At 57.1% G+C, this 22,901-nt stretch carries 13 protein-coding genes; 6 read left to right on the top strand and 7 right to left on the bottom strand.

Translation table 11 applies throughout. The features are described 5' to 3' along the window. Positions 1–4 precede the first annotated feature (4 nt). Positions 5–559 carry a HugZ family protein gene (locus GNX18_RS17350; protein WP_166219745.1) on the top strand — a complete coding sequence of 185 codons (555 nt, stop codon included), beginning with the start codon at positions 5–7 and terminating at the stop codon, positions 557–559. Positions 560–663: 104 nt separating this feature from the next. Next, the gene (locus GNX18_RS17345; protein ID WP_138235572.1) at positions 664–1,068 is read left to right on the top strand and encodes a hypothetical protein; all 405 of its coding nucleotides are present in this window, start codon (positions 664–666) and stop codon (positions 1,066–1,068) included. A gap of 17 nt (positions 1,069–1,085) precedes the next feature. Here the strand turns inward: GNX18_RS17345 and fnr are convergent, their stop codons facing one another. From fnr to GNX18_RS17325, 4 genes are all read right to left on the bottom strand, one after another. Then, positions 1,086–1,823: a fumarate/nitrate reduction transcriptional regulator Fnr gene (gene fnr, locus GNX18_RS17340; RefSeq protein WP_240914069.1), complete on the bottom strand. Its 738-nt coding sequence runs from the start codon at positions 1,821–1,823 to the stop codon at positions 1,086–1,088. Positions 1,824–1,918: 95 nt separating this feature from the next. Further along, complete coding sequence (gene hemN / locus GNX18_RS17335; protein ID WP_166219741.1) at positions 1,919–3,319, bottom strand: oxygen-independent coproporphyrinogen III oxidase; 1,401 nt, start codon at positions 3,317–3,319, stop codon at positions 1,919–1,921. Positions 3,320–3,444: 125 nt separating this feature from the next. Further along, positions 3,445–4,353 (bottom strand): 3-hydroxyisobutyrate dehydrogenase, encoded by a 909-nt coding sequence (gene mmsB, locus GNX18_RS17330; protein ID WP_166219739.1) that lies wholly within the window; start codon positions 4,351–4,353, stop codon positions 3,445–3,447. A 66-nt stretch (positions 4,354–4,419) separates the two neighbouring features. Next, positions 4,420–5,523, bottom strand: a complete 1,104-nt coding sequence (locus GNX18_RS17325; protein ID WP_166219737.1) for an enoyl-CoA hydratase/isomerase family protein — start codon at positions 5,521–5,523, stop codon at positions 4,420–4,422. Between the two features lie 180 nt (positions 5,524–5,703). On the opposite strand from GNX18_RS17325, the gene ettA reads away from it, so the two are divergent. Beyond that, on the top strand, positions 5,704–7,368 hold the full coding sequence (ettA, locus tag GNX18_RS17320; RefSeq protein ID WP_138235577.1) for an energy-dependent translational throttle protein EttA: 1,665 nt from the start codon (positions 5,704–5,706) through the stop codon (positions 7,366–7,368). Between the two features lie 165 nt (positions 7,369–7,533). On the opposite strand, the gene GNX18_RS17315 is transcribed toward ettA, so the two are convergent. After that, on the bottom strand, positions 7,534–10,296 hold the full coding sequence (locus GNX18_RS17315; protein WP_166219735.1) for a TonB-dependent receptor: 2,763 nt from the start codon (positions 10,294–10,296) through the stop codon (positions 7,534–7,536). 915 nt (positions 10,297–11,211) lie between these two features. Between GNX18_RS17315 and GNX18_RS17310 the strand changes: the two genes are divergently transcribed. Both GNX18_RS17310 and GNX18_RS17305 read left to right on the top strand, forming a co-directional pair. Next, the gene (locus GNX18_RS17310) at positions 11,212–14,643 is read left to right on the top strand and encodes a LamG-like jellyroll fold domain-containing protein (RefSeq protein WP_166219733.1); all 3,432 of its coding nucleotides are present in this window, start codon (positions 11,212–11,214) and stop codon (positions 14,641–14,643) included. Positions 14,644–14,708: 65 nt separating this feature from the next. Next, complete coding sequence (locus tag GNX18_RS17305) at positions 14,709–16,052, top strand: serine hydrolase (protein ID WP_166219731.1); 1,344 nt, start codon at positions 14,709–14,711, stop codon at positions 16,050–16,052. Positions 16,053–16,124: 72 nt separating this feature from the next. Here GNX18_RS17305 and GNX18_RS19725 read toward each other — a convergent pair whose 3' ends face one another. Continuing rightward, the gene (locus GNX18_RS19725) at positions 16,125–18,173 is read right to left on the bottom strand and encodes a glycoside hydrolase family 11 protein (protein WP_240914386.1); all 2,049 of its coding nucleotides are present in this window, start codon (positions 18,171–18,173) and stop codon (positions 16,125–16,127) included. A 507-nt stretch (positions 18,174–18,680) separates the two neighbouring features. Between GNX18_RS19725 and GNX18_RS17295 the strand changes: the two genes are divergently transcribed. Continuing rightward, positions 18,681–20,495 (top strand): ATP-binding protein, encoded by a 1,815-nt coding sequence (locus tag GNX18_RS17295; RefSeq protein ID WP_166219729.1) that lies wholly within the window; start codon positions 18,681–18,683, stop codon positions 20,493–20,495. 108 nt (positions 20,496–20,603) lie between these two features. On the opposite strand, the gene katG is transcribed toward GNX18_RS17295, so the two are convergent. Next, positions 20,604–22,820, bottom strand: a complete 2,217-nt coding sequence (gene katG / locus GNX18_RS17290; protein WP_166219727.1) for a catalase/peroxidase HPI — start codon at positions 22,818–22,820, stop codon at positions 20,604–20,606. Positions 22,821–22,901 lie beyond the last annotated feature (81 nt).

The raw sequence follows: 22,901 nt of genomic DNA, 5'->3' as shown, positions 1-22,901 counted from the left end.
GACCATGAGCGAACACAAAGCGACACAGACTGAACATCCAAAAACTGACGACGGTGCAGATCTGGTGGCGGAGGTGCGCGATTTTATCGCCACACGAAGACTGCTGAACCTGGCGAGCCTGACGCCAGACGGCTACCCGCACGCGAGCACGGCACCTTTCCTGGCGGCGGATGGCAACTTTTACCTGTTTATTTCCGATCTTTCCGAGCATGCGGCGAACCTGAAAGCGCACCGTAAGGCTTCTGTGATATTTAATGCGGACGAGGCGGATACCAGGCAGGCGTTTGCGCGCTTGCGGGTGACCTTCAACGTGGAGGCGGGAATGATCGGTCGCGAGCTGCCGTTATGGCGGGAGCGCATCGAGCAACTGCGGGAGAAATTCGGACCGGTGATGGATCATCTGAAAAATCTCGAGGATTTCCACCTGTTCGAGTTGAAGCCAAGCGCAGGCCGCTATGTAAAGGGTTTTGGCCAAGCGTATGCACTGGAAGGTCTGGAAAAGCACGTAGCCCTGCACCTCAAGGACGGCCACCGCGAGAAGGACAGCGACGCGGCCTGATCTTTGCGACGTGATCCAGCGAATCCGGTGGCGGCAAAAAAACTGAAACGCAACTGCAATCGTCAGTTGCTATTTTGGTAACAAATAACCAAAGAGTAACCAACATGGATTCCCGTAAAGGCTATCTGCTGCCACTCGTTTTTCTCTCCGCCTGCGCCGCCAATCCGGCGCAGCAGCCGCTGACAGCAACCGGTACGCTGGTGCAGGAGAACGGCAAATATTTTCTGCTGGGGGAGGACAATCGGTATCACCTGAACCGTATGCCGCAGCTGAACTATGAAAAATACCTCGGCTACGAGCTGCTGATTCAGGGGGAGATTCCCAGTTACTGCCACCAGGCGTGGCAGGACTCCATCGTGAAGGTGCACGGCGGCGCAGAGATGGTGGACCTGAACCGGGTCGACTGGTCCGATTGCCTGGAGGCGAACAAGGTGAGCCTGGTGACCGCCGACGGCCCGCGCCTGGTGTACGACTGGGAAAAAATCGACCTGGAAGACTACTACTTCTGATTTTCCGCCCTGCCCGGTCAATCGCTGCAGCTGACGCCGGCCAGGGTTGCGAGGCCGGGTTTGTCGAGCAGGGTAATGGCTCTGCCCTGCACCTTGATCAGCTCTTGTTTCTGGAAGCGGGAAATCAAGCGGCTGACGGTTTCCGCGGTGAGCCCGAGATAATTGGCGATGTCGATGCGCGGCATGGTGAGGTTGAACTCGGTCGCCGAGTAACCGCGCCGCGTGTAGCGCTCGGAGATATTGATCAACAGGGCCGCCAAACGCGCTTCTGCGGAGCGCTTGCCAAGCAGCATGACCACGTCTTTTTCCTGCCGCAGTTCCTCCGAGAAGAGATTGAAAATCTGCTTCTGCAACCCAGGCACCTGCTGCGCGAGGATTTCCAGCTGCGCAAAGGGCAATTCGCACACGCTGCTGTTTTCCAGCGCCTCGGCATAGCTGGGGTGGGCCTGGGTGCTATAGGCGTCGAGGCCGAGCAGTTCGCCCGGCAGCGCGAAATGGGTAACCTGGGCGCTGCCATCGGCGGCGATGACCACAGACTTGAAACTACCGGAGCGGATGGCGTACAGGCTGGTGAATTTGTCGCCAGCGCGAAACAACTGATCGCCGGCTTTGATCACGGTTTTCTTGCGGGTGATCTGTTCGAGACGGTCAATATCCTGCGCGGTAAGGCCCGCGGGAAGGCACAGCGCCCTGACCGAGCAGTTGCTGCAACTGACCTTTGAGACCTGTTCCGCCGATTTTTGCTCATTACTCAAACCGATCACTCTCCCGGCGGCCACTCTAGCTACCGCTTTGCTGCTGAACCGCACCGCGTTGACTCCCTCTGGCAAATTGTATCCTCCCTGTCGTGTCATAACACCCGCGAATAGCGCCCGCCGCTGCCGCTGCGGTGCAGGTGCGCATCGAATGCGGCGGCCACATTGCGCAGGAACCAGCGCCCGCGCTCGCTGACGTGAAGACCAATCTCATCCAGCGCCACCAGACCGTCATCGAACATGGGCTGCAGGCGCGTCAGTTCATCGCGGAAGTAGTGTTCAAAGGGCGCGCCGGTGCGCGATTCGACCTCCCCCCGCTCCACGCGCAACCGACACATCAGTTCCATAATGAGCCACTGGCGCAGGCGGTCGTCGTCACTCAGCTTCCAACCGCGGGAAATGGCGTTGCCACATCCGCCCACCGCCGCGGTGTAATCCTTGACGCCGTGCTGGTTCTGCCAGTAGCCGTCACGGCTGTAGCTGATGGCGGAGGCACCCAGGCCGATCAGCGCATCCGCCGGCATCAGGGTGTATCCCTGGAAGTTGCGCGCGAGGCGCCCTTCGGCGGCAGCTTGCGCCATGCCGTCGTCCGGCCGCGCGAAATGGTCCATACCGAGAAAGTGGTAGCCCGCCCCCGTCAGCCGCCGGGTGGCGGCAAGCTGCATGGCGATCTTGTCGGCAGGTGGGGGAATCAGATCCGAGCTGATCAGGCGCTGGGCCTTGAAGCGCTGCGGCAGGTGGGCGTAGTGGTACAGCGCGATGCGGTCAGGGGCGTGCTCCAACACAATGTCGATGGTCTGCTCCAGGCTCGTCACGCTCTGCCCCGGAAGTCCGTAAATCAGATCGTAGGAGATGGAACGAAAGCCCCGCGCCCGCGCACCCTCAGTCAGTGCAAGGACGTCTTCAGGGGGGCAGATTCGGTTGACGGCCCGTTGCACAGCCGGATTGAAATCCTGAATCCCCATGCTCAAGCGGTTGAAGCCGAGGCGCCGCAAGTTGTCCAGCGTGTGCGGTGCGAGGGTGCGCGGGTCCGCTTCCACGCTGTACTCAACATCGTCCCCGACCTGCAACGGGAAGACTTCACCGAGACCAAGGATCAACCGCTCAAGGTCGCCGTCGTTAAGGAACGTTGGGGTGCCGCCGCCGAGATGCAGCTGGGTCACAGGCGCCTCGACGACACAATCGCGATACCAGCGCGCCTCTCGCAACACAGTCTCCAGGTAACTCGCTGCGGAATCGTACCTTTTGGTGACAACCTTGTTGCAGGCGCAGAAGTAGCAAAGGGAGCGGCAGAATGGTATGTGCACATAAAGAGACAAGGTCTGCGCTTGTTGCAACGCCGCCCAAGGCGGCGCACCGGAGCTACCCCCGCGCGCGTGCATAGGCACAAAGCGGTCGGCGGAGGGGTAAGAGGTATAGCGCGGGCACGGGCCGGCATAGCGCTCCAAGAGCTCGGGCGTAAGCAATGCCGGCGAACGCAGTTCCGCAGTTTCCATGTCTATTTCCGTCAGCCTCCTGTTTTCACCTCGGTTTCTGACCTCGGTGGCAAGCAGGCGGAGGCTAACGGAGCCGCCGATTCACTTCTTGATCTGGATCAAGTCTGGGCAAAATTCACCCGCGCTCAATTGCCCACCGGGCGGCGGAACAGGTTCTGAATACTGGAGAAATCCAGCACGCGGTTGATGGGGTCGCCGCCGTGCAACTGGTACAGGTTTTTTGCCAGTGCCCCCAGTGGTGTAGAAGAAGCGCTGCCGGCGGCGGTATCCATGGCGAGCCCGAGATCCTTCAGCATCAGCGCCACGGAAAAACCGCCCTGGTAGTCCCGCGCCGCCGGCACATTGTCCATCACGCCCGGATAGGGATTGTATTTTTCCAGCGACCAGTTGCCGCCAGAGCTGGCACGCATGATGTCCGACAGCACTTTGGGGTCGAGCCCGTTATCCACCCCCATCTGCAGCGCTTCGGCGGTGCCTATCATGTGAATCGCGAGCAGCATATTGTTGCAGATCTTCGCCACCTGGCCGCTGCCGGCGGGGCCCGCGTGAAAGACATTCGCGCCCATGGCTTCGAGCACCGGGCGCGCCCGCTCAAGTGCTTTTTCCTCACCGCCACACATAAATGACAGTGTCCCCGCAGCGGCCGCCGCGGTACCACCGGAAACCGGTGCATCAATCGCGTCGATACCGCGCTCTCCGGCAGCGGCAATCACCTGGCGGGCGTCGCTGGCGGAGATGGTGGAGCAGTCGATCAGCAGGGTTTTGGCATCCATTGCCTGCAACAGGCCGTGTACACCGAGATACAGAGACCGCACTGCTTCACCGTGGGGAAGCATCGACACCACCACATCTGCGCCGTTTATTGCGGCATGGGCGCTGTCTGCCCGACGACAGCCATTGGCGACTGCACTTTCCAGCATCGGTTTCGACACGTCAAACGCGGTGACTGAAAAACCGTGTTTCACCAGATTTGCCGCCATCGGCCCTCCCATGTTGCCGAGACCGAGAAAGGCGATTCTTTGTGACTGTTCCATTCTTTCAACTCCGTTTCTTTATTATTTTTCCTAAGGGATGACTTCCGCCGCCGGCGGACGCGTCAATTACAGATCCTGCAGCGGACTTCGGCTCCAGGGCTCGGCGAAACACGCGTCCACCTGCGCGCGCGTAACATCTTCAAGCTTCGCCGGTTGCCAGCGGGGATTGCGATCCTTGTCGATCAACAGGGCGCGCACCCCTTCTTTTACCTGGCCATTGCTGCACATATTTACCGCAAGTGCCAACTCCATCCGCAGTACATCCGCGAGCGACATGTGTTTGCTGCGGCGCAGCTGCTCCCACACAATCCACGCGGTGAGGGGGCAGCCCGCGCGCAGGGTTTTGGCCGCGCGCTGGAGCCATTCATCGTCGCCACTATAGTTGACGATGGTTTGGTATACGTCGGGCAGCGTCGCGCCGTCGGTCAGTTCCTGGATCACATCGTAGTGGACGCGCAGATTCGGTGCCGGGTGTTCACCGGCGGGCATTTCCCGCGACTGGACCGCCTTGCTCACCAGTACATGGTTCTGATCCTCGTCCGCGGTGAATGTCAATGCGGCCAGTGCATCAAGCAGGGCTTCTTTACCGGCGGCGGGCAACAGGCGATCCGCCATACCGCAGTAAAGCGCATCTGTGCCATTGAACTGTGCGCCGGTGAGGCCCATGAACAGGCCAGTGCGGCCCGGCATCCGGTTCAGAAACCAGCTGCCCCCCACATCGGGGAAGAGGCCGATGGTGATTTCCGGCATGGCCATACGGGTGGTCTCGGTGACGATGCGGTGGCTGGCGCCACTCATAATGCCGATGCCACCGCCCATAACGATGCCGCTGCCCCACACGACGATGGGTTTGGGGTAGGTGTGGATGCGATAGTCGAGGCGGTATTCGCGGGTGAAGAAGTCCTGCACGAACTGGCTGGCCCCCTGCTCGCCGTAGCTGCCGGATTCCCGGTGCAGCGCCACCACGTCGCCGCCAGCACACAGGGCCTTGTCGCCGGCGCCTTCGATCCAGATGCAGGCAACGGTGTCATCGGTTTCCCATGCGTCCAGCTGCGCAGCCATCCGGTCGATCATGTCGAGGTTGAGGGCGTTGAGGGCTTTGGGCAGATTGAGCGTCAACTTGCCGATGGCGCCCTGGCGCTCGACGAGCACGGGTGATTCCTGGGTCATACTGTTTTCCGGTTGTCTGGTGTGGGGCAAAGTTAAACATAGATGGGGGCTGGGTGGCATTACCCGGGGCTTCCCCTGCGGTGTTCCAGCTCGCCCACGGGTAGGTCCGATCGCAGGTTGAAGTTTCCCGCCAACCTGATAACTTGCGCCCAAATTCTGACCGACTGGAATCGATCTCTAATGGCTGAATACGTCTTTACCATGAACCGCGTGGGCAAGGTTGTTCCTCCCAAGCGCGAAATCCTGAAAGATATTTCCCTGTCCTTCTTCCCCGGCGCCAAAATCGGCGTACTGGGCCTGAACGGCGCCGGTAAATCCACCCTGCTGCGCATCATGGCCGGCGTGGATCAGGACTATAACGGCGAAGCCCGCGCCATGCCCGGTATCAAGGTCGGCTACCTGCCCCAGGAGCCGCAGCTGGACCCGGCCAAGAACGTACGCGGCAACGTGGAAGACGGCGTGCGTGAGGCTATCGACGCCCTCGCCGGCCTGGAGCAGGTTTACGCCGACTACGCCGAACCCGATGCCGACTTCGATGCACTGGCCAAGAAACAGCAGAAATTCGAAGACATCATCCAGGCCTGGGATGCGCACAACCTCGAGCACCGTCTCGAAGTAGCCGCCGACGCCCTGCGCCTGCCGCCGTGGGATGCGGATGTAAACAACCTGTCCGGCGGTGAGAAGCGCCGCGTGGCCCTGTGCCGCCTGCTGCTGTCGCGCCCGGACATGCTGCTGCTGGACGAGCCTACCAACCACCTGGACGCGGAATCCGTGTACTGGCTGGAGCGTTTCCTGCACGACTTCGACGGCACCGTGGTGGCGATCACCCACGACCGCTACTTCCTCGACAACGTCGCCGGCTGGATTCTGGAACTGGACCGCGGCCACGGCATTCCGTGGGAAGGCAACTACACCACCTGGCTGGAGCAGAAAGAGAAGCGCCTGGAACAGGAACAGAAGGGTGAACAGGCCCGCGCCAAGGCCATGCAGAAGGAACTGGAGTGGGCCCGCCAGAACCCGAAAGGCCGTCAGTCCAAGAGCAAGGCCCGTCTCGCCCGTTTGGAAGAAATGCAGTCGCAGGAATTCCAGGCCCGCAACGAGACCAACGAAATCTACATTCCGCCGGGTGAGCGCCTGGGCGACAACGTGATTGAATTCAACAACGTGTCCAAGGGCTTCGGCGACCGCCTGCTGATCGACAACCTGTCGTTCCGCGTACCCAAGGGCGCGATTGTCGGTATCGTCGGCGGCAACGGCGCGGGCAAATCCACCCTGTTCCGCATGATCAACGGCAAAGAGCAGCCGGATTCCGGTGAGATCAAAATCGGGGAAACCGTGCAGATCGCCAGCGTTGACCAGAGCCGTGAGAACCTGGACAACAACAAGACCGTATGGGAGTGCATTTCCGACGGCCACGATATTCTCAAGATCAACAACTACGAAGTGGGCTCGCGCAATTATATTGGCCGTTTCAACTTCAAGGGCAGTGATCAGCAGAAGCGCGTGGGCGAACTCTCCGGTGGTGAGCGCGGCCGCCTGCACCTGGCCTATACCCTGAAGCAGGGCGCCAACGTGCTGCTGCTGGACGAACCGTCCAACGACCTGGATATCGAAACCCTGCGCGCCCTGGAAGAAGCCCTGCTGAGCTTCCCCGGCTGCGCCATGGTGATCTCGCACGACCGCTGGTTCCTCGACCGCGTGGCGACTCACATCCTGGCCTACGAAGGCGACAGCAGTGTCGTGTTCTTTGAGGGCAACTACACCGAGTACCACGAGGATTTCGTGAAGCGGAATGGAGAGAATGCCACGCCGCATCGGATGCAGTATAAGAAGTTGAAGACCTGATAGTTCTTCGACCCACAGTAGAATCATGAAGCCCGCATACGCGGGCTTTTTTTATGTGCAATGACTGTGGAACTCGAGTTCAACACCATCCCTCAAAGCCCCGGCAACAAAAAAGGCAGCCCGAAGGCTGCCTGAAGAGGGTCACGATCCAATCAGAAAGATTTATTAAAACGAATAACGGGCGCCCAGGGCGAAGGTGCGGCTGAACTTGAAGTTGCCGAAGTTGTAGAGGTCTGAATACTCATAGTACTCATGAGACATCTCCTCGGTCAGGTTGGTGCCATCGAAAGTTACCACCAAGTTATCGCTCACGTCGTAACTCAGCTGGAAATCCAGGCTAGATTCGGGACTGTGATAGATACCTAGAGGATTGGCAAATTGTGGCGCCTCATTGGTGTAGAGGAAATCCTCACGCCATACATATGATAGGCGCATGTCAAGGTCATTCTTATCATAGGCGAGCACGACGCTGTAAGAGGTATCGGACACACCGAACATAGGCAGTGTATCAATACCTGTCACGACACCTTCGTCATTGACAACCGGGATATCCTGCTCTGAATCGAGGACGGTATAACTTGCCAGGACCCCAAAGCCATCCAGTAACGCCGGCAGGTTCTCTGGGAAATAGGTTATGCCCAACTCGACACCGCTCAGTTCACCATCGGATGCATTGTCCGGCTGACTCAGGATATAAGTGTATTCACCGATATCGGGAATATCGTTGGGTACGTCCACGGTTACGGAATTGCGGAAAGGCACTACCAATCCAGAGATATCTCGTTTGAACCAAGTGGCGTAGAGCGCGCTGGCATCACCGAAGTAATATTCCAGTGAGACATCCAGATTGCGTGACTCGGTTGGTTCCAGCTGGGAATTTCCGCCGACAGCAGTTCCGTAGCCGATGTCGGTCACATCAGGGTTGTATACGATGGTCGGATTCAGGTCGATGAAATTTGGTAAACGCAGAGTTTCACCGTAGCTGACACGTGCCATCAGGTTATCAGTCAAATGATAACGGAGTATCAAGCTCGGTAGCAGGCGTGACACATCACTGGATGACGTATCCCCTGTGAACTCAAGATCTGAACTGACAGTAAGGTACCGCAGGCCAAACTCCCCATCCAGCTCGCGACCACCAATCTCAGTGAAGAATTCGGTCTGGGCATAAATCGCAGTCTGGGTTTCGTCAATGTCAAAGTTTTTTGCGAGAGAAAGTTGCGCAGCAAGCGACAGTCCATAGGCACCGCGTAAGGTATCTCCATTGGCGCTCAACCAATCGGCATCAGCAACTGCCCAACCACCTGGCAGTCCGGATCGGCCGTCAAAAAAGCCTTCTGTGCCGGTCAGAATACCGGGGAAATCGGAAACTTTAAGTGTACAGGGATTTTCTTCTGCGAAGGTATCGCACCCCGCACTTGCCACCCTTGAACTTTCTGAAGCTGAGCGGCTGTCGTGGCGCAGGCCAAACTCAACTGTATTAAAAATACCCCAATCCGCGTCATAGCTACCGTCCACGGTAAAGGTAACGGCATCACCTTCCCGGGCGCTCGCATTGTCAAACATGGCGCTCATGTGCCAGAGAGCAGCGTTGGTGAGATCACTTTCATCGATGTCCGGGGTATTCGGATCATCGTAGAACACCATTTCCGGCACCCCGTCACCGCTATTAAAATCGACAAACATCCGGTTTACGCCGCTAGGGGCGCGTGCCGTCTGGAGCGCCATGAATTCATCTTCGAATTCACTTTTCTGGTAAACCACTTCGGATTCGAGGCGCAGGCGACTATTGATGTCCCACTTCCCACCCAAGGCATATACGAAACTGTCGGTTTTACCCTTGGTGTAATCGCCACTGGCAAACCCGTTAGTCGCATTTACATAGCGCTCTTTGATAATATTGGTGCCGTCAAACAGCACTACCGGGTCCGCAGGATCAACCGCCCACCAAGCGTCGGTGAATGTCAGCATCATACTGTTCTCGCTTTCCTGACGGTAACCGTTGTAGAAGGCCTCGAACAGATATTCAGACGAGTCGTTAGGTGCCCACTGCAGAGAGATATTCGCTGCGGGGCGTTCACGCTCACCGGTAAAATCATTTAGGATCACCGCATCTCGACCGAGCAGGTACTCGGTTCCATCCTCGAAGGTAGACCCCTCTTCAAATGGCAAACCACGATCCGTCCCAGGTTGCCAACCAGAGAAATAGCGCAAGAGTGGTTCGTCAGCGGCCAGCGTAGCAAATGGCACCGCAGCACCGGCTTTGGCCCCCTGATCCCGGAACGTGGTTCTGGCGTAGGATACGTTTACCAGTGCGCCAATCTCGCCAATACCGGTTTCCCAACGGTTGCTGGCCAGGGCACTGATATTCGGATCGGTGGCATCGGCCTGCTCCTGATGGATACCGCGTGCAGCAATAACAGTTTTGCTGCCCTCAAAATTAAACGGCCGGTGCGTGTGAATATCGATCTGGCCGGCGATTCCGCTGGAAATCAGATCTGCGGAGCGGGTTTTGTACACATCCACCTGCCCCAACAAGCTCGCGGGGATATCGGCGAGCGCTACAGATCGACCAGACGCAGTGAAAATATTGCGGCCATTGACGGTGGTGGTCACATCATTGAGACCGCGGATAGATACGGTACTGACCTCACCCGCACCGCGATCAGTAACCTGCACACCGGTTACGCGCTGTAGGGATTCCACCACATTGTTGTCGGGAAACTTGCCGATATCCTCAGCAACAATGGAATCCACGATCTGAAAGCTCTCGCGTTTGATATCAATGCCTTTTTCAAGACTCGCACGCACGCCGGTTACCACTACCTCTTCTAGTGCTGCATCTTCCTGCGCCATGGCTATAGTGGAGAAACCACTAATGGCGGTCACCATAGCTATGGATGAACTCAATAGGTGTCGCTTGAACATATTATCTCTCCCATCAAGGGTGTTTTTATTGTGTTGCCGATGCTGGGGATTCACGGCCAGGCCATGAGATCCACCGTCTGCCGCGCTAGACTTCAGCGCGGAATCCCGTCAGCGCCAGACACCCTCCGGACCAGTTTCTGCTCGCGGATTGTGTTCAGAAATGCACTGACATCACAGGTTGGTTTGTGCTCGCTGAGTACAAACCCATCTCGGAATCGGGCAGGAGAGCGCCTTTGCATATGGCGGTTTGAGGGAAACAGTGAGGAGATAGCAGCAGGGGCAACGGCGGCCAGAACCGCTGCGGACACTGCGCAGCTCGATCATCGCATCAACCTCGTCTCTCTTTATTATTTAGAAGAGCCTCATTTGTGGACTCTTTTCTTCTTCATCGGATCCATGGTGCACTACCATGGTGCCTGCACCACAAGTAACAGATCAATTTGTATTATGAATTGACATCCTAGCCACTTAATCAAAGTCAGTCAACGCCAAAAACAGCCCTTTTGTTATACCTTATTACTTAAACCCGTCGTAGATGATGTTTCCTGACCAACCCTCAGCTGTCCACTTAGCGGGGAAGGCCCACGGCCAAACCGCGGATGATCACAGCCTAGTGGAGCCGCCACGACGCAAGTACCAGAGGAATTGGCGTCAATATCCTCACAAACTGCACAAAAAATCAACACCCTGACTTTCATCAAGTAGTTCATTGCAAACAGACACGACAAATCCCCCGGCGGGCATTCGACCTCTACCATAATGAAAATAATATTGTAATACCATATCTTGATTGGCAAGATTGCAGCTCCCTGTATACCCGAGTCTTGCGTAGTCGCTGCAGTGTTCCTGCGCAGAACGGGCGGGGAACAACAGAGAGAAAGCTCCTGAATAATAAGTAAAAGAGGGATTTCACCCATGAAGACTACAAACCGGGCCGGTTACCTGGCCATAATTCTATCCACCCTTGTCGCAGCATCTGGCTGTGGAGACACCGGCAACAGCTACTTTGGCGGTGATCCCACGGTAAAACCGGCACCTCTTCCAGAGCCAGAACCAGAACGAGAAAAAGTTCCAGATACAGCAGACCCCACCGCCGAAGCATCGGCAATCCTCTATAACGACATGCCTGTGCACGATCCCTCGGTAATCCGCGACGATGACGGTGTGTTTTACGTATTTGGCTCCCACCTGGCCGCGGCCAGGTCCCGTGATCTGATGATCTGGGAAGAGGTTGCGCCCGGGATAACCGCGGATACGGTCGACCAGAACAAACTGTTCAATACCTACTCCAGCGAAATCTCCGAAGGCATCGAGTGGGTAGGCGGCCACAAAGGATCCTGGGCTGCGGACGTAATCAAGCTGAACGACGGCAGGTACTATTTCTATTACAACCACTGCGCCAATCCCGAGAGCGAGACCGGCGACTGCAATACGCCCCGCTCCTATCTGGGGGTCGCGGTTTCTGAAAGCATTGAGGGCCCTTACACCGATCTCGGTATTTTTCTGCGCTCTGGCCTCACGGCCGAGGAAGTAGCCGCGGGTTATGGACCAGAGGGTTTTAGCGAAACCGAATACAACGCCTGGATACACCCCAACGCCATCGACCCGGATGTCTTCCACGATAAAGACGGCAAACTGTGGATGACCTACGGCTCCTATTCCGGCGGCATCTTCATTCTGGAAATGGACGAGACTACCGGCAAACCGCTCCCTGGTCAGGGGTATGGCAAGCACCTCACCGGCGGTGACCACAGTGCCATCGAAGGCACCTACATGCTGTACAGCCCGGAGAGCGATTACTACTACCTGTTTATGTCCTTCGGCGGCTTCGTCTCCACCGACGGCTATAACATCCGCGTAGCGCGCTCCAAAAACCCGGACGGTCCTTTCCTGGACGCCGAAGGCAATGACATGGTCGATGCCCGCGGCAATTGGGACAGTATTGCCCCCTACGGTGTGAAGTTGATGGGCGGGTTTGAATTCGAATCCGACGTGGGCGACACCGTGGCCAGCCGCGGTTACCTGGCCCCCGGCCACAATTCCGCCTATTACGATGCAAACACCGGCAAGCATTTGCTGATTGCGCATACCCGCTTCCCGAACCGTGGCGAACAGCACTCTGTGCGGGTGCACGAGCTGTATGTGAACGCCGATGGCTGGCTGGTGGCGTCGCCGCAGCGCTATGCGCCCATTGCCGGCGACAACATTGTCGACAGCAACGATCTGAACGGCACCTACAAGCTCATCAATCACGGCAAGGATATAAACCGCACCGCCAAGCCCACGCAGTACGTCACCCTGAATGACGACGGCACGATTAGCGGCGAGGTCAGCGGTGAATATGCGCACGATGTAGAAAATCCGGAACGGATCAGCTTCACACTAAACATCGACGGTACAAGCGTCACTTATCAGGGGGTAACCCAGTGGCAGTGGAGCGAAGTGTCGGACAGTCTGGTACCGGTATTCACCGCCGTGTCTGGCAGCGGCGAGTCCATCTGGGGCTCGAAGATGGAGAGCCTGGCGGATTCGGAAGTGATGGCAAACATCAGCGACGCTCTTGTTCTGCCGGCCAGCAGCACCGATAACCGCCTGACCTTGCCCACCCGCGGGACCCGCGCCGCAGAAATTACCTGGGCCAGTAGCAATGAGCAGGTGATAAAACCCAATGGCGATGTAGTGCGCCCCAATGTCGGCGCCGGAGATCAGACCGTTACCCTGACCGCCACGATTGAGCTGAACGGCGCGACCAGCAGCAAGTCCTTCGACATCACCATCCCGCAACGACAGGCCTACAACCGCACCGCCTGGTTCCCATTTGAAAACAACCTGACAGAATCCGCCGGCCGTTTCGATCCGGCTACTGAGACCGGCGACCGGATCAACAGCACCGGAACCATCGCCTACGGCGCAGGTCAGGCTGGAGAGGCACTGCTACTGGATGGCAGCAACGGGGTGCTCTTGCCGGAAGGGCTGATCAACAACTACGAGTACACGGTTTCCTTCTGGGCCAACCCCAGTATTGTCACCGGCTTTACTACCGCCTTCTTCGGCGCGGTAAACGAGCAGATAGATGCGAATAACGCACCCTACTCCAACAACTGGGTCAGTTTCCTGCCCCAGAGCTGGGACGGCAACACCATGCTGTGGAGCGGCAGCGAGGTCTGGTTCGACGGTTCCGCCGGCGAGCGTATCGCTGAGGGAACCTGGACCCATATGGCCTTCTCCGTCAATAAAGGACTGGTGAATGTGTACCTGAACGGCGAGCAGAAATTCTCCGGAGGCAGCCTCAGCGATTTCTTCAGCAACAACACCGGAAAATTCGCCCTCGGCGTCAATTACTGGGATACGCCCTTTACTGGCATGATTGACGAGCTGAAGATTTACGAGGCCGCGCTGACTGCGGAAGAAGTCCGCTTCCTGGATATCGACAACAAATCTGATGCGGAGTTGTTGGCTTCCGCCGCAGCGATCCTCGATCTCGGCGACCTCTCCGCGATTGCCGAAAATATCCAGTTACCCGTTACCGGCCCCTACGCCGCGGCCATTCACTGGACCTCGTCGGACCCCGCAGTAATCGAGGTATCCGGCGATACCGCAATCGTCACTCGCCCGCAAGGCACCGATGCGGAAGTCACACTTACCGCCATTGTGACCCTGAACGGCGCCCAGGAAACGAAGTCCTTCATCGCCACGGTGAAATCCTCCGGTCTGCCTGAACCCATAGCCCACTATCGTTTTGAGCAGAATCTGGATGAAACCACCGGTAACTTCGGCAGTGGTACCGTCGTTGGCAAGCTGATCAACGAAACCGGCGGAGCCATTACCTACGCCCAAGGTGTCATTGGCCAGGCTGCGGTATTCGACGGCGCTTCCGGTGTGGTACTGCCCGACAGCCTGATCGCGGATAACAACTACAGCTTCACCCTGTGGCTGAGCCCATCGGCGCTGACCGCCTATACCACCAGCTTCTTCGGCTGGGCCTCCGATTCCAGCTGGATCAGCCTGCTGCCCAACGGTTTCGGCAACGACACCATGTTGTGGTCCGGTACCGCTTGGTACGATGCCAACACCGGGGCACAGATTCCGCAGGATAACTGGAGCCAGCTGGCGGTAACCGTCAGTGGCGGGGACGTAAGTGTGTATATCAACGGTGAAAATGCCTTCAGTGGCAGTAACTTCCCGGATGTTTTCGGTCCTGCCGCCGAACGCCACTTCGCCCTCGGCGTAAACTTCTGGGATACACCTTACGCTGGCATGATGGACGAACTGAAAATCTACGCGGACGCGATCCCGGCATCTGATATGGTAAAACTCTACGAAGCAGAATTGCTCGCCGAGCAATAAGCTGCAGCGGCAAGGGTGCTCTCACGAGCGCCCTTTTCCAGCATCCAACAGGAAGGAAAAAATTTATGAAGTTGCCTATTTTGAGGATCGCAACCGCGTCCATACTGGTCGCGACTGCGGCCGCCGTGCATGCGATGGAAATGGCACCGGAAAACCGTACCCCGCAACAGTTTATCTATCGCGAAGCACAGCAATATGCAGAAGCGCCGGTGGTAAAGGAAATCAACGATTTACTGCAATCCTACGTGGACAAGGAAAAGACCGGAAGCGTGGCCGGCTTTGTGGCCGTAGATGGCGAGGTACTTTATTCCAACGCCTTTGGCTGGAAAAACAAAGAACGTCGGATACCCGCTTCAGTGGAGGATTACTACGTTTTGTTTTCCCAGACCAAAGCCATCACAACCGTTGCATTCATGACTCTTGTGGAGCAGGGACTGGTGGATATCAACGATCCGGTCTCGAAATATTTTCCCGGTATTCCCAACCAGGTGATTACCGCCATAAATGAAGACGGCAGCTACGAAACCCGGCCCGCCTCCACGCCCATGACATTCGTCCACCTGATGTCGCACACCTCTGGTTTGAATGCCGGCCTCGCCGGCCAGGCGCGCCTGGCTGACAGCGGAAAATCGGGCGCACCGCTCGGATTCGACGGCAAAAAACCGGCCATACAGCCCAGTGGCCAGCACACCGGCGGCGGCAATTACGCGGCGCGCTTCCTGGAAGAAGAGATGCTCGACCTGGCGAAATATCCCCTCGGCTTCGATCCCGGTTCTGCATGGGACTACCATATCAGCACCAACATGCTCGGCTATATGATAGAGCGAATCTCCGGCACGACATTGCAGGAATATGTGAAGGAAAAAGTACTGAAACCGCTCGGCATGAACGAGACAGACTGGTACTACGAACCGGAAGTATTTGAGCGTTTCGTAACGCCCTACAGTCTGGCGGAAGGTAAATTGATTCCCGGGTCAACCGTGTACAGCAGGGGCGCCGTAAGCACTCAGCAAACCTACGCGGAGGGGGCTATCGGCCTGAACGGCCCCATTGGGGACTACGCAAAGTTCTGCCAGATGCTGCTCAACAAGGGAACATTCAATGGGCATCGCATCCTGAAACCGGAAACCGTGAAGCTGATGACCACTGTCAATCGCTTACCGGAACCAAAAAACAGTGACAATAGCTTTCGCTTCGGCCTTGGATTCGAACTCTATAACGAACACAAAAAACCCGCACCGGAAGTATCGAACTCTGCCTTCGCCTGGGGAGGAATGATGGGTACGGAATACATCATCGATCCCGAAAATAATCTGATCGCTCTGTTTTACGTGAATATGTATCAGCGCGACGCACTCTACCCGGCGTTTCTAAGCCGCGCGTACAAACTGAGCGCCGCCGGCCAATAACAGCGGGCGGTGATTTCCAGCAAGCATCTGCGTTTATCCACCGCAGATGCTGCTGAAGCCTAAAATCAGACGTTAGGAAGAAGCCACCGCCCGTCCGCTGGCCGGATCAATCCGCCCGGGGCAAAGCCCCCGCGCACTCAGGTTGGCTGCGATCTGTGCAACCGCATTGTTGGTGCTCGCATATCCATCATGCATCAGAATGATCTGGCCATCCTGCAGTTGATTGGCGGCATTGACGATCGCAGAAGTGCTCGCACCATTCCAGTCCTGCGAGTCCACATCCCAAGTCACCAGCCGCATTCCCAGGTCCTGTGCCGCTTGCTGAATAGTGCCGTTCACTTCGCCATAGGGTGGTCGGTACAAAGTCGGTGTAGGCGCACCCGCATTCACTATGGCTTGGTTTGCCTGGCTCATTTCGCTGGAAACCTGCTGGTAGCTGTAACTGGTCATATGCGGATGGGTATAACTGTGATTCTGCACCTCTCCCACACTCAGCTGCTGGGATACCAGCCCTGGATTACTGGCTACCCGCTGCCCCCAGTTGAACCAGGTCACCGGCGTCAGATTGTGCTGCTGAAGCAAACTGACAAGGCTTGCGGTGTTGCTGTTGGGGCCGTCATCGAACGTGATTCCGACATAGCCGCTACAATTAGTGTTACCACCACCGTCAGCAACCGAATCGCAGTTGCCGCTGAAGCAGTCGTCCGTGTGTCCGAAGCCAATCACACCGTTGCAGTGCATGGTCTCGGAATAGGAGCCGCCGCCGCATTCACCGTTACCGTAGGTCGCCGTGTTGTAGTCCATGTCTTCGGCCTGGCGCAGTTCGCCATTGACCTGGACATAATCCAGAATCACATCGCGACCGTCGGTATCGTTGTCATACTCGACATCGACGTTGCCAAACGCACTGCCGATGTAGGTGTAGTCCTGGGCGCTGGTACTCAGTGTCCAGTCCGCAACTACAGTCCCACCAACAATCAGTTTGATATGTTCACTGCCGCTGGTGCCGCGGGCGCGCACCACGATATTCCCCGAGGTGTCACCACCGGATGAGCTGCTGCCGACACCGCCGCCGGAAGATCCACCACCACTGCAGCTGCCGCTAAAGCAAGCGTCTGTATCACCAAAACCGATCACCCCATTGCAGTGCATGGTTTCGGAATAGGAACCGCCGCCACATTCGCCGTTGGCGTAAGTCGCCGTGTTGTACTCCATGTCTTCCGCCTGACGGGTTTCGCCGTTGACGTAGACATAATCCAAGATGACATCGCGGCTGCCGCCATCGTTGTCGTATTCCACCTGGATATCACCGGCGGCGCTGCCACTGTAGGTGTAATCCGCGTTGCTGGTGGTGAGGTTCCAGCTCGCCACCGCCGTGCCGCCGATCAACAGATTGATGTGCTCGCCGCCGGCAGCGCCGCGCGCGCGCACCACGATATCCGTGCTGGATGGCGTGCTGCCACCGGAACTCCCTCCCGAGCCTCCGTCGCTGCTGCCCAACGTGATATTGGAGTTACCACTGCTCTGGTATCCCTCGGTGGCCATCACCATGTAATCGTGCGTGCCGAGGTTCAGGCCGTGGCTCGCCCAGGCATCAAAGTGGTTGCCGGTGGTGATGGTGCCGCCGGTGCGCTTCTGCTGGCGCACACTCCAGTACTGGTAGAAGGTCGCGGTGCCTTCAATGGAGGGCTGGTTGACCCGCTGTGTGCGGTAGATATCGTAGGTACCGCCATCGGAATTGACAGTGCCGTAATAGGTGCCGCTCTCACCCGGGCGATAGGTTCCCCAGTTATCCACAATGTAATACTCCACCAGTGGATTGCGGGTCCAGCCATACAAAGTCAGATAACCGTTGCCCGACGGATTGAACGTACCGGAGTAGCTGACCGTGCGGCGTCCACCGGGATTCCAGCCCTTGCCGCCCACCCAATTTCCGGTGTTACTCCAGCTGGAACTGTAATTACCGCCGGCGCCCAGGGTCATGGATACCGTGCCGGGGGCATCGGTCCAGAACGAGTAGTAGTAACCGTTGTGGTTGCCGGTCTGGTTGGAGGTGAGGGTCTGGGCATTGGCCGTGAGTACGCTCAGGGCCGTGACGAGTGACAATACCAGCGCTGGCATTTTGCCACCGGGCCGGAGATTGTTGCGTTGTTTTGCGGGCCTGCACTCTGCGAGCGACGGCGTGAACAGATTGCGAAGATTTCTCATCAGATCGCGTCTCCATGTTGAGAATCATTATTTTTTTGGAGAGGTCCCGCTGCGCAGATACGGGAAAAGCCCTCTCATACAGCCAACATGTTAGCGCTAACAAAATGGGTTCACACTCAACCCGTGTCAACAAGTGCCGAACGCAATCGCGCTAAAAACGGCCAATGGCGCAAAACTCATCATAAAAAAAAGACATACATCACAGATTGAAGCGGTTCGGGAAAAGGAAAAATACGTATTTCCCAATCCTGTATAAAAACGGGTGGAGTAGGCACACAGTGAACGCTGCGCTCGGGGTTTGCACCTGGGGCGCCCCGGGTTAAAAGAAAATCGCGCCACCATTATGAAAAACAGAAAGATTGCCGAGCTCGGCATGTTTGATTAGGGTGGCGGGATACCGACGCCAATACAGACCTTGCCATGGATCGCTTAAACAGGGCGCAGCTGCCGCTATATCGCTACCTCCTGCCGAGCAGCCTTGTAATTCTTGCCGTGTTGGGTGCCTGTGAATGGGGGATCGCTATCTGGATAGCGCAGGACTCACGGCTGACCGGTTTGGCCGTAAGGATGACGTTGGCCGCCGCACTGGTGGGATTCAGCTGCTACCTGCTCTATCGCCGGCAGCGTATCCGGATGCTGGTGGAGCAGGAAGAACTCCGCGAGCAGTTTCAGCGTGAATTGAGTGAACATAAAACCACCGAACAAGCGCTTGCCGACCAGTTACGGTTTCTTCAGATTCTCGTGGATGCCATCCCCGCCCCTATTTTTTACAAGGATGCCGACGGTATTTACACCGGCTGCAACCGAGCGTTTGAAACCTTCCTGGGAAAGCCCCGGGAGGAGATTATCGGCAGATCCGTTTACGGCGTATCGCCGGGACCCCAGGCGCGTGTTTACCACGAGAAAGACATCGAACTGATGCGCCAGCGGGGGCAACAGATCTACGAATCCCAGGTGGTCTACGCCGACGGAAGCCTGCACGATGTCATTTTCAATAAAGCCGCATACGCGCTACAGGATGGTCGCCTCGGCGGCCTCATCGGTGTGATCCTGGATATCACCGAACGCAAGGCGCTCGAACGCGATCTAATGCAGGCCAAGGAAAAAGCCGAGTTTTACAGCCGCTCGAAAACCCGCTTCCTGACCAACATGAGCCACGAGATCCGCACCCCGCTCAATGCCATCGTCGGCTTCAGCCAAGTGCTGAACCATCGCAGTAGCAGCTTCGGGCTGCCACAGGAGTTTCACGGCTTTCTGGAGAAAATTGCCACCAGTGGCCAGCAGTTGGCTGAGCTGGTGAACGACGTGCTGGATATTTCCAGAATTGAGGCTGGCAAGATCGAGGCAATAGACGAGGACTTTCAGCTTTGCGGCCTGATCCAGGACATACTGACATCGTGTGAACCCCAGGCTGCCCACCAGCACCTGCGATTGCACTGCGATATAGATCCAGACTTACCTGAATTTATTCGTATCGATCGCGGAAAACTTTCGCAGATATTGATCAATCTGATTGGTAATGCCATCAAGTTTTCTCCAGCCAATAGTGACGTTGCCATCACACTGGAAAAACGGCACGGCAACATTTTATCGATTGCAGTGGCAGACCATGGAATCGGTATTGCCCCGCAACAGCAGGCCATCATTTTTGAACCTTTCGAGCAGGTTGATAAATCCCTCGCGGGGCAATCCCGGGGAACAGGGTTGGGCCTGCCCATCACGCGCAGCCTGGTGGAACTGCTCGGAGGGACCATCAGCCTTGAGAGCAACGAGAATGTCGGTGCACGCTTCACCGTCGAGCTGCCGTTGCGGGAAGGGACACGGCCCAGTCTACAGCAGGAAGAGCACCGGCAACCTGGCCCGGCTCTTGAGGGGGTCCAGATATTGATTTTCGAGGACAATACGCTGAATCAGGCTCTGATGCAGGCGTTCTGCGACGACCTAAAGCTGATTGCTACATTCGTGGCCGACGGTCTCGAAGGGGTCAAAAAAGCGCAGGAAATTCGTCCGGACATGATTTTTATGGATGTGCAGCTACCCGGCCTCAGTGGTATCGAAGCCACCAAGCGGATTCGCCAGAACCCCGAACTCCGCCACATTCCGATCATCGGGCTGTCCGCCGCGGCATTCAAGGATCAGCAAAGCGCCGCGCTCGACGCCGGTATGAACGACTACCTGACCAAACCCGTTGCCTTTCCACAACTGATTTCCGCAATCAACAGACATCTCGTTTGACGCCTCGCGAAAGAAATAAAATGGGCGGCCAGTGGCCGCCCATTTTATTGGCCGCATCCTGTCAGCGGCATTTCGCACTATGGCAAATCCATCCTGTGAGAGATCGGATTACTGCAGATCGAAGCGGTCCAGGGTCATGACTTTGGTCCACGCGCGGACGAAATCGTTCACAAATTTCTCGCCATTGTCGTTGGTGGCATACATCTCGGCCACCGCGCGCAACTCAGAATTGGAGCCGAAAATCAGGTCCACCGGAGTGGCGGTCCACTTCAGTTTACCGGTTTTGCGATCCAGCCCCTGATACAAGCCATCTTCCTTGAAAGACCGGGACCATTTGGTATCCATACTCAGCAGGTTTACGAAGAAATCATTGCTCAAGGTGCCCGGTTTATCCGTGAATACACCGTGCTTGCTGTCGCCATAGTTGGCACCAAGGGTGCGCATGCCGCCTACCAGCACCGTCATTTCCGGTACGCTCAGGGTCAACAGGTTAGCGCTGTCGATCAGCATATCCACCGGTGCCAGGTGAGCCTCCTCGCTGTAGTAATTGCGGAAACCGTCGGCCTTGCGCTCAAGGAACGCAAAGGACTGCACGTCGGTCATTGCTTGAGTGGCATCGTTGCGGCCCGGTTTGAACGGCACGGTTACGGTGTAGCCGGCTTTTTTCGCGCCCTGCTCAATGGCTGCCGCCCCGCCGAGGACAATCAGGTCAGCCAGGGAAACCCGCTTGCCATTTTTTGCTTTGCGATTGAAGTCTTTCTGGATGTTCTCCAGCTGCTCCAGCACGCGGTTCAGCTCCTTCGGATTGTTCACAGCCCAGCCGCTCTGCGGCGCCAGGCGCACGCGCGCACCGTTCGCGCCACCGCGCATATCGGTACCTCGAAATGTAGAGGCGGAAGCCCAGGCTGTGCGCACCAGTTGCGGGATCGTCAGGCCACTCTTCAGTACCTGCGCTTTGAGCACGGCAATGTCCTTGTCGTCGATCAGCGTGTAGTCTACTTCAGGAATCGCGTCCTGCCAGATCAGCACTTCCTCCGGCACCTCGTCACCCAGATAGCGTGCACGCGGGCCCAGATCGCGGTGGGTCAGTTTGAACCACGCCTTGGAAAACGCCAGTTGAAACTCTTGCGGATTCCTGTGGAAACGCTCGGCAATTTTCCGGTATTCCGGGTCAAAACGCAGAGACAGGTCGGTAGTGAACATCATCGGCGCGTGGTGCTTGCTGGCCAGGTGCGCATCCGGAACTATCTGCATCTGCTCCGCATTTTTCGGCGTCCACTGGATGTGACCACCGGGGCTCTTGGTTTTTTCCCAGTCCAGGGTGAACAGCCAGGTCAGATATTCGTTGGTCCACTTGGTGGGATTGGAGGTCCTGGCACCTTCGAGACCACTGGTGATGGTATCTTCGGAATGTCCCTTGCCGCAGCTGTTTTTCCAGCCGAGGCCCTGCTCTTCCAGCGGCGCGCCGCCGGGCGCTTCACCGATACATTTGTCGGCCTTGTGGGCACCGTGCGCCTTGCCAAAGGTATGGCCACCAGCGATCAGCGCCACGGTCTCTTCGTCGTTCATCGCCATGCGGCCAAACGTATCGCGGATGCGCGCGGCCGCCAGTTTCGGGTCCGGGTTCCCGTTGGGACCTTCCGGGTTCACGTAGATCAGTCCCATGTGGTCGGCTGCCAGCGGCTTTTCCAGCGTCTTGCCATCGTAGCGCTTGTTGTTACCCAGCCACTCGCGCTCGGATCCCCAGTACACCACGTCAGCTTCCCAGTCGTCTTCACGACCACCGGCAAAACCGAATGTCTGGAAGCCCATGGATTCCAGGGCAACATTACCGGCCAGCACCATAAGATCTGCCCAGGAAATGGCGTTGCCGTATTTCTGCTTTACCGGCCACAACAGGCGGCGGGCCTTATCCAGGCTGACGTTGTCGGGCCAGCTGTTTAACGGTTCAAAACGCTGCTGTCCGCCCCCGGCACCGCCGCGGCCATCGTACACGCGGTAGGTACCAGCGCTGTGCCAGGCCATACGGATGAAAAATGGACCGTAGTGGCCATAGTCCGCAGGCCACCAATCCTGAGAAGTGGTGAGTACCGTCTCGATGTCTTTTTTAACGGCAGCCAGATCCAGCTTGCTGAAGGCTTCGGCATAGTCGAAATTTCCCCCCATCGGGTTGGATTTCGCCGCGTTCATACGCAGTGGTTGCAGATCGATACGGTTGGGCCACCAGTCCTGATTGGACATGGCCTCGACAGTGGCAGCAGCGTTGGCGTTAATGGAGATGGCGGTTGTCAGAGTCACCGCCAGTGACAGGGCTTTCTTGAGCATTGGATTGCGTTCCTTATAGTTTCATCCATCGGACAAAAGAATCCTATAGAGGTACACAATCACGTTGAAATTAGAGGTTAT

It is taken from the genome of Microbulbifer sp. SH-1 (assembly GCF_011326135.1).
In the GTDB taxonomy this organism is placed as follows: Bacteria; Pseudomonadota; Gammaproteobacteria; order Pseudomonadales; family Cellvibrionaceae; genus Microbulbifer; species Microbulbifer harenosus.
Note: the sequence above shows the minus strand (reverse complement) of the source record. Positions and strands in the feature narration are given on the sequence as shown.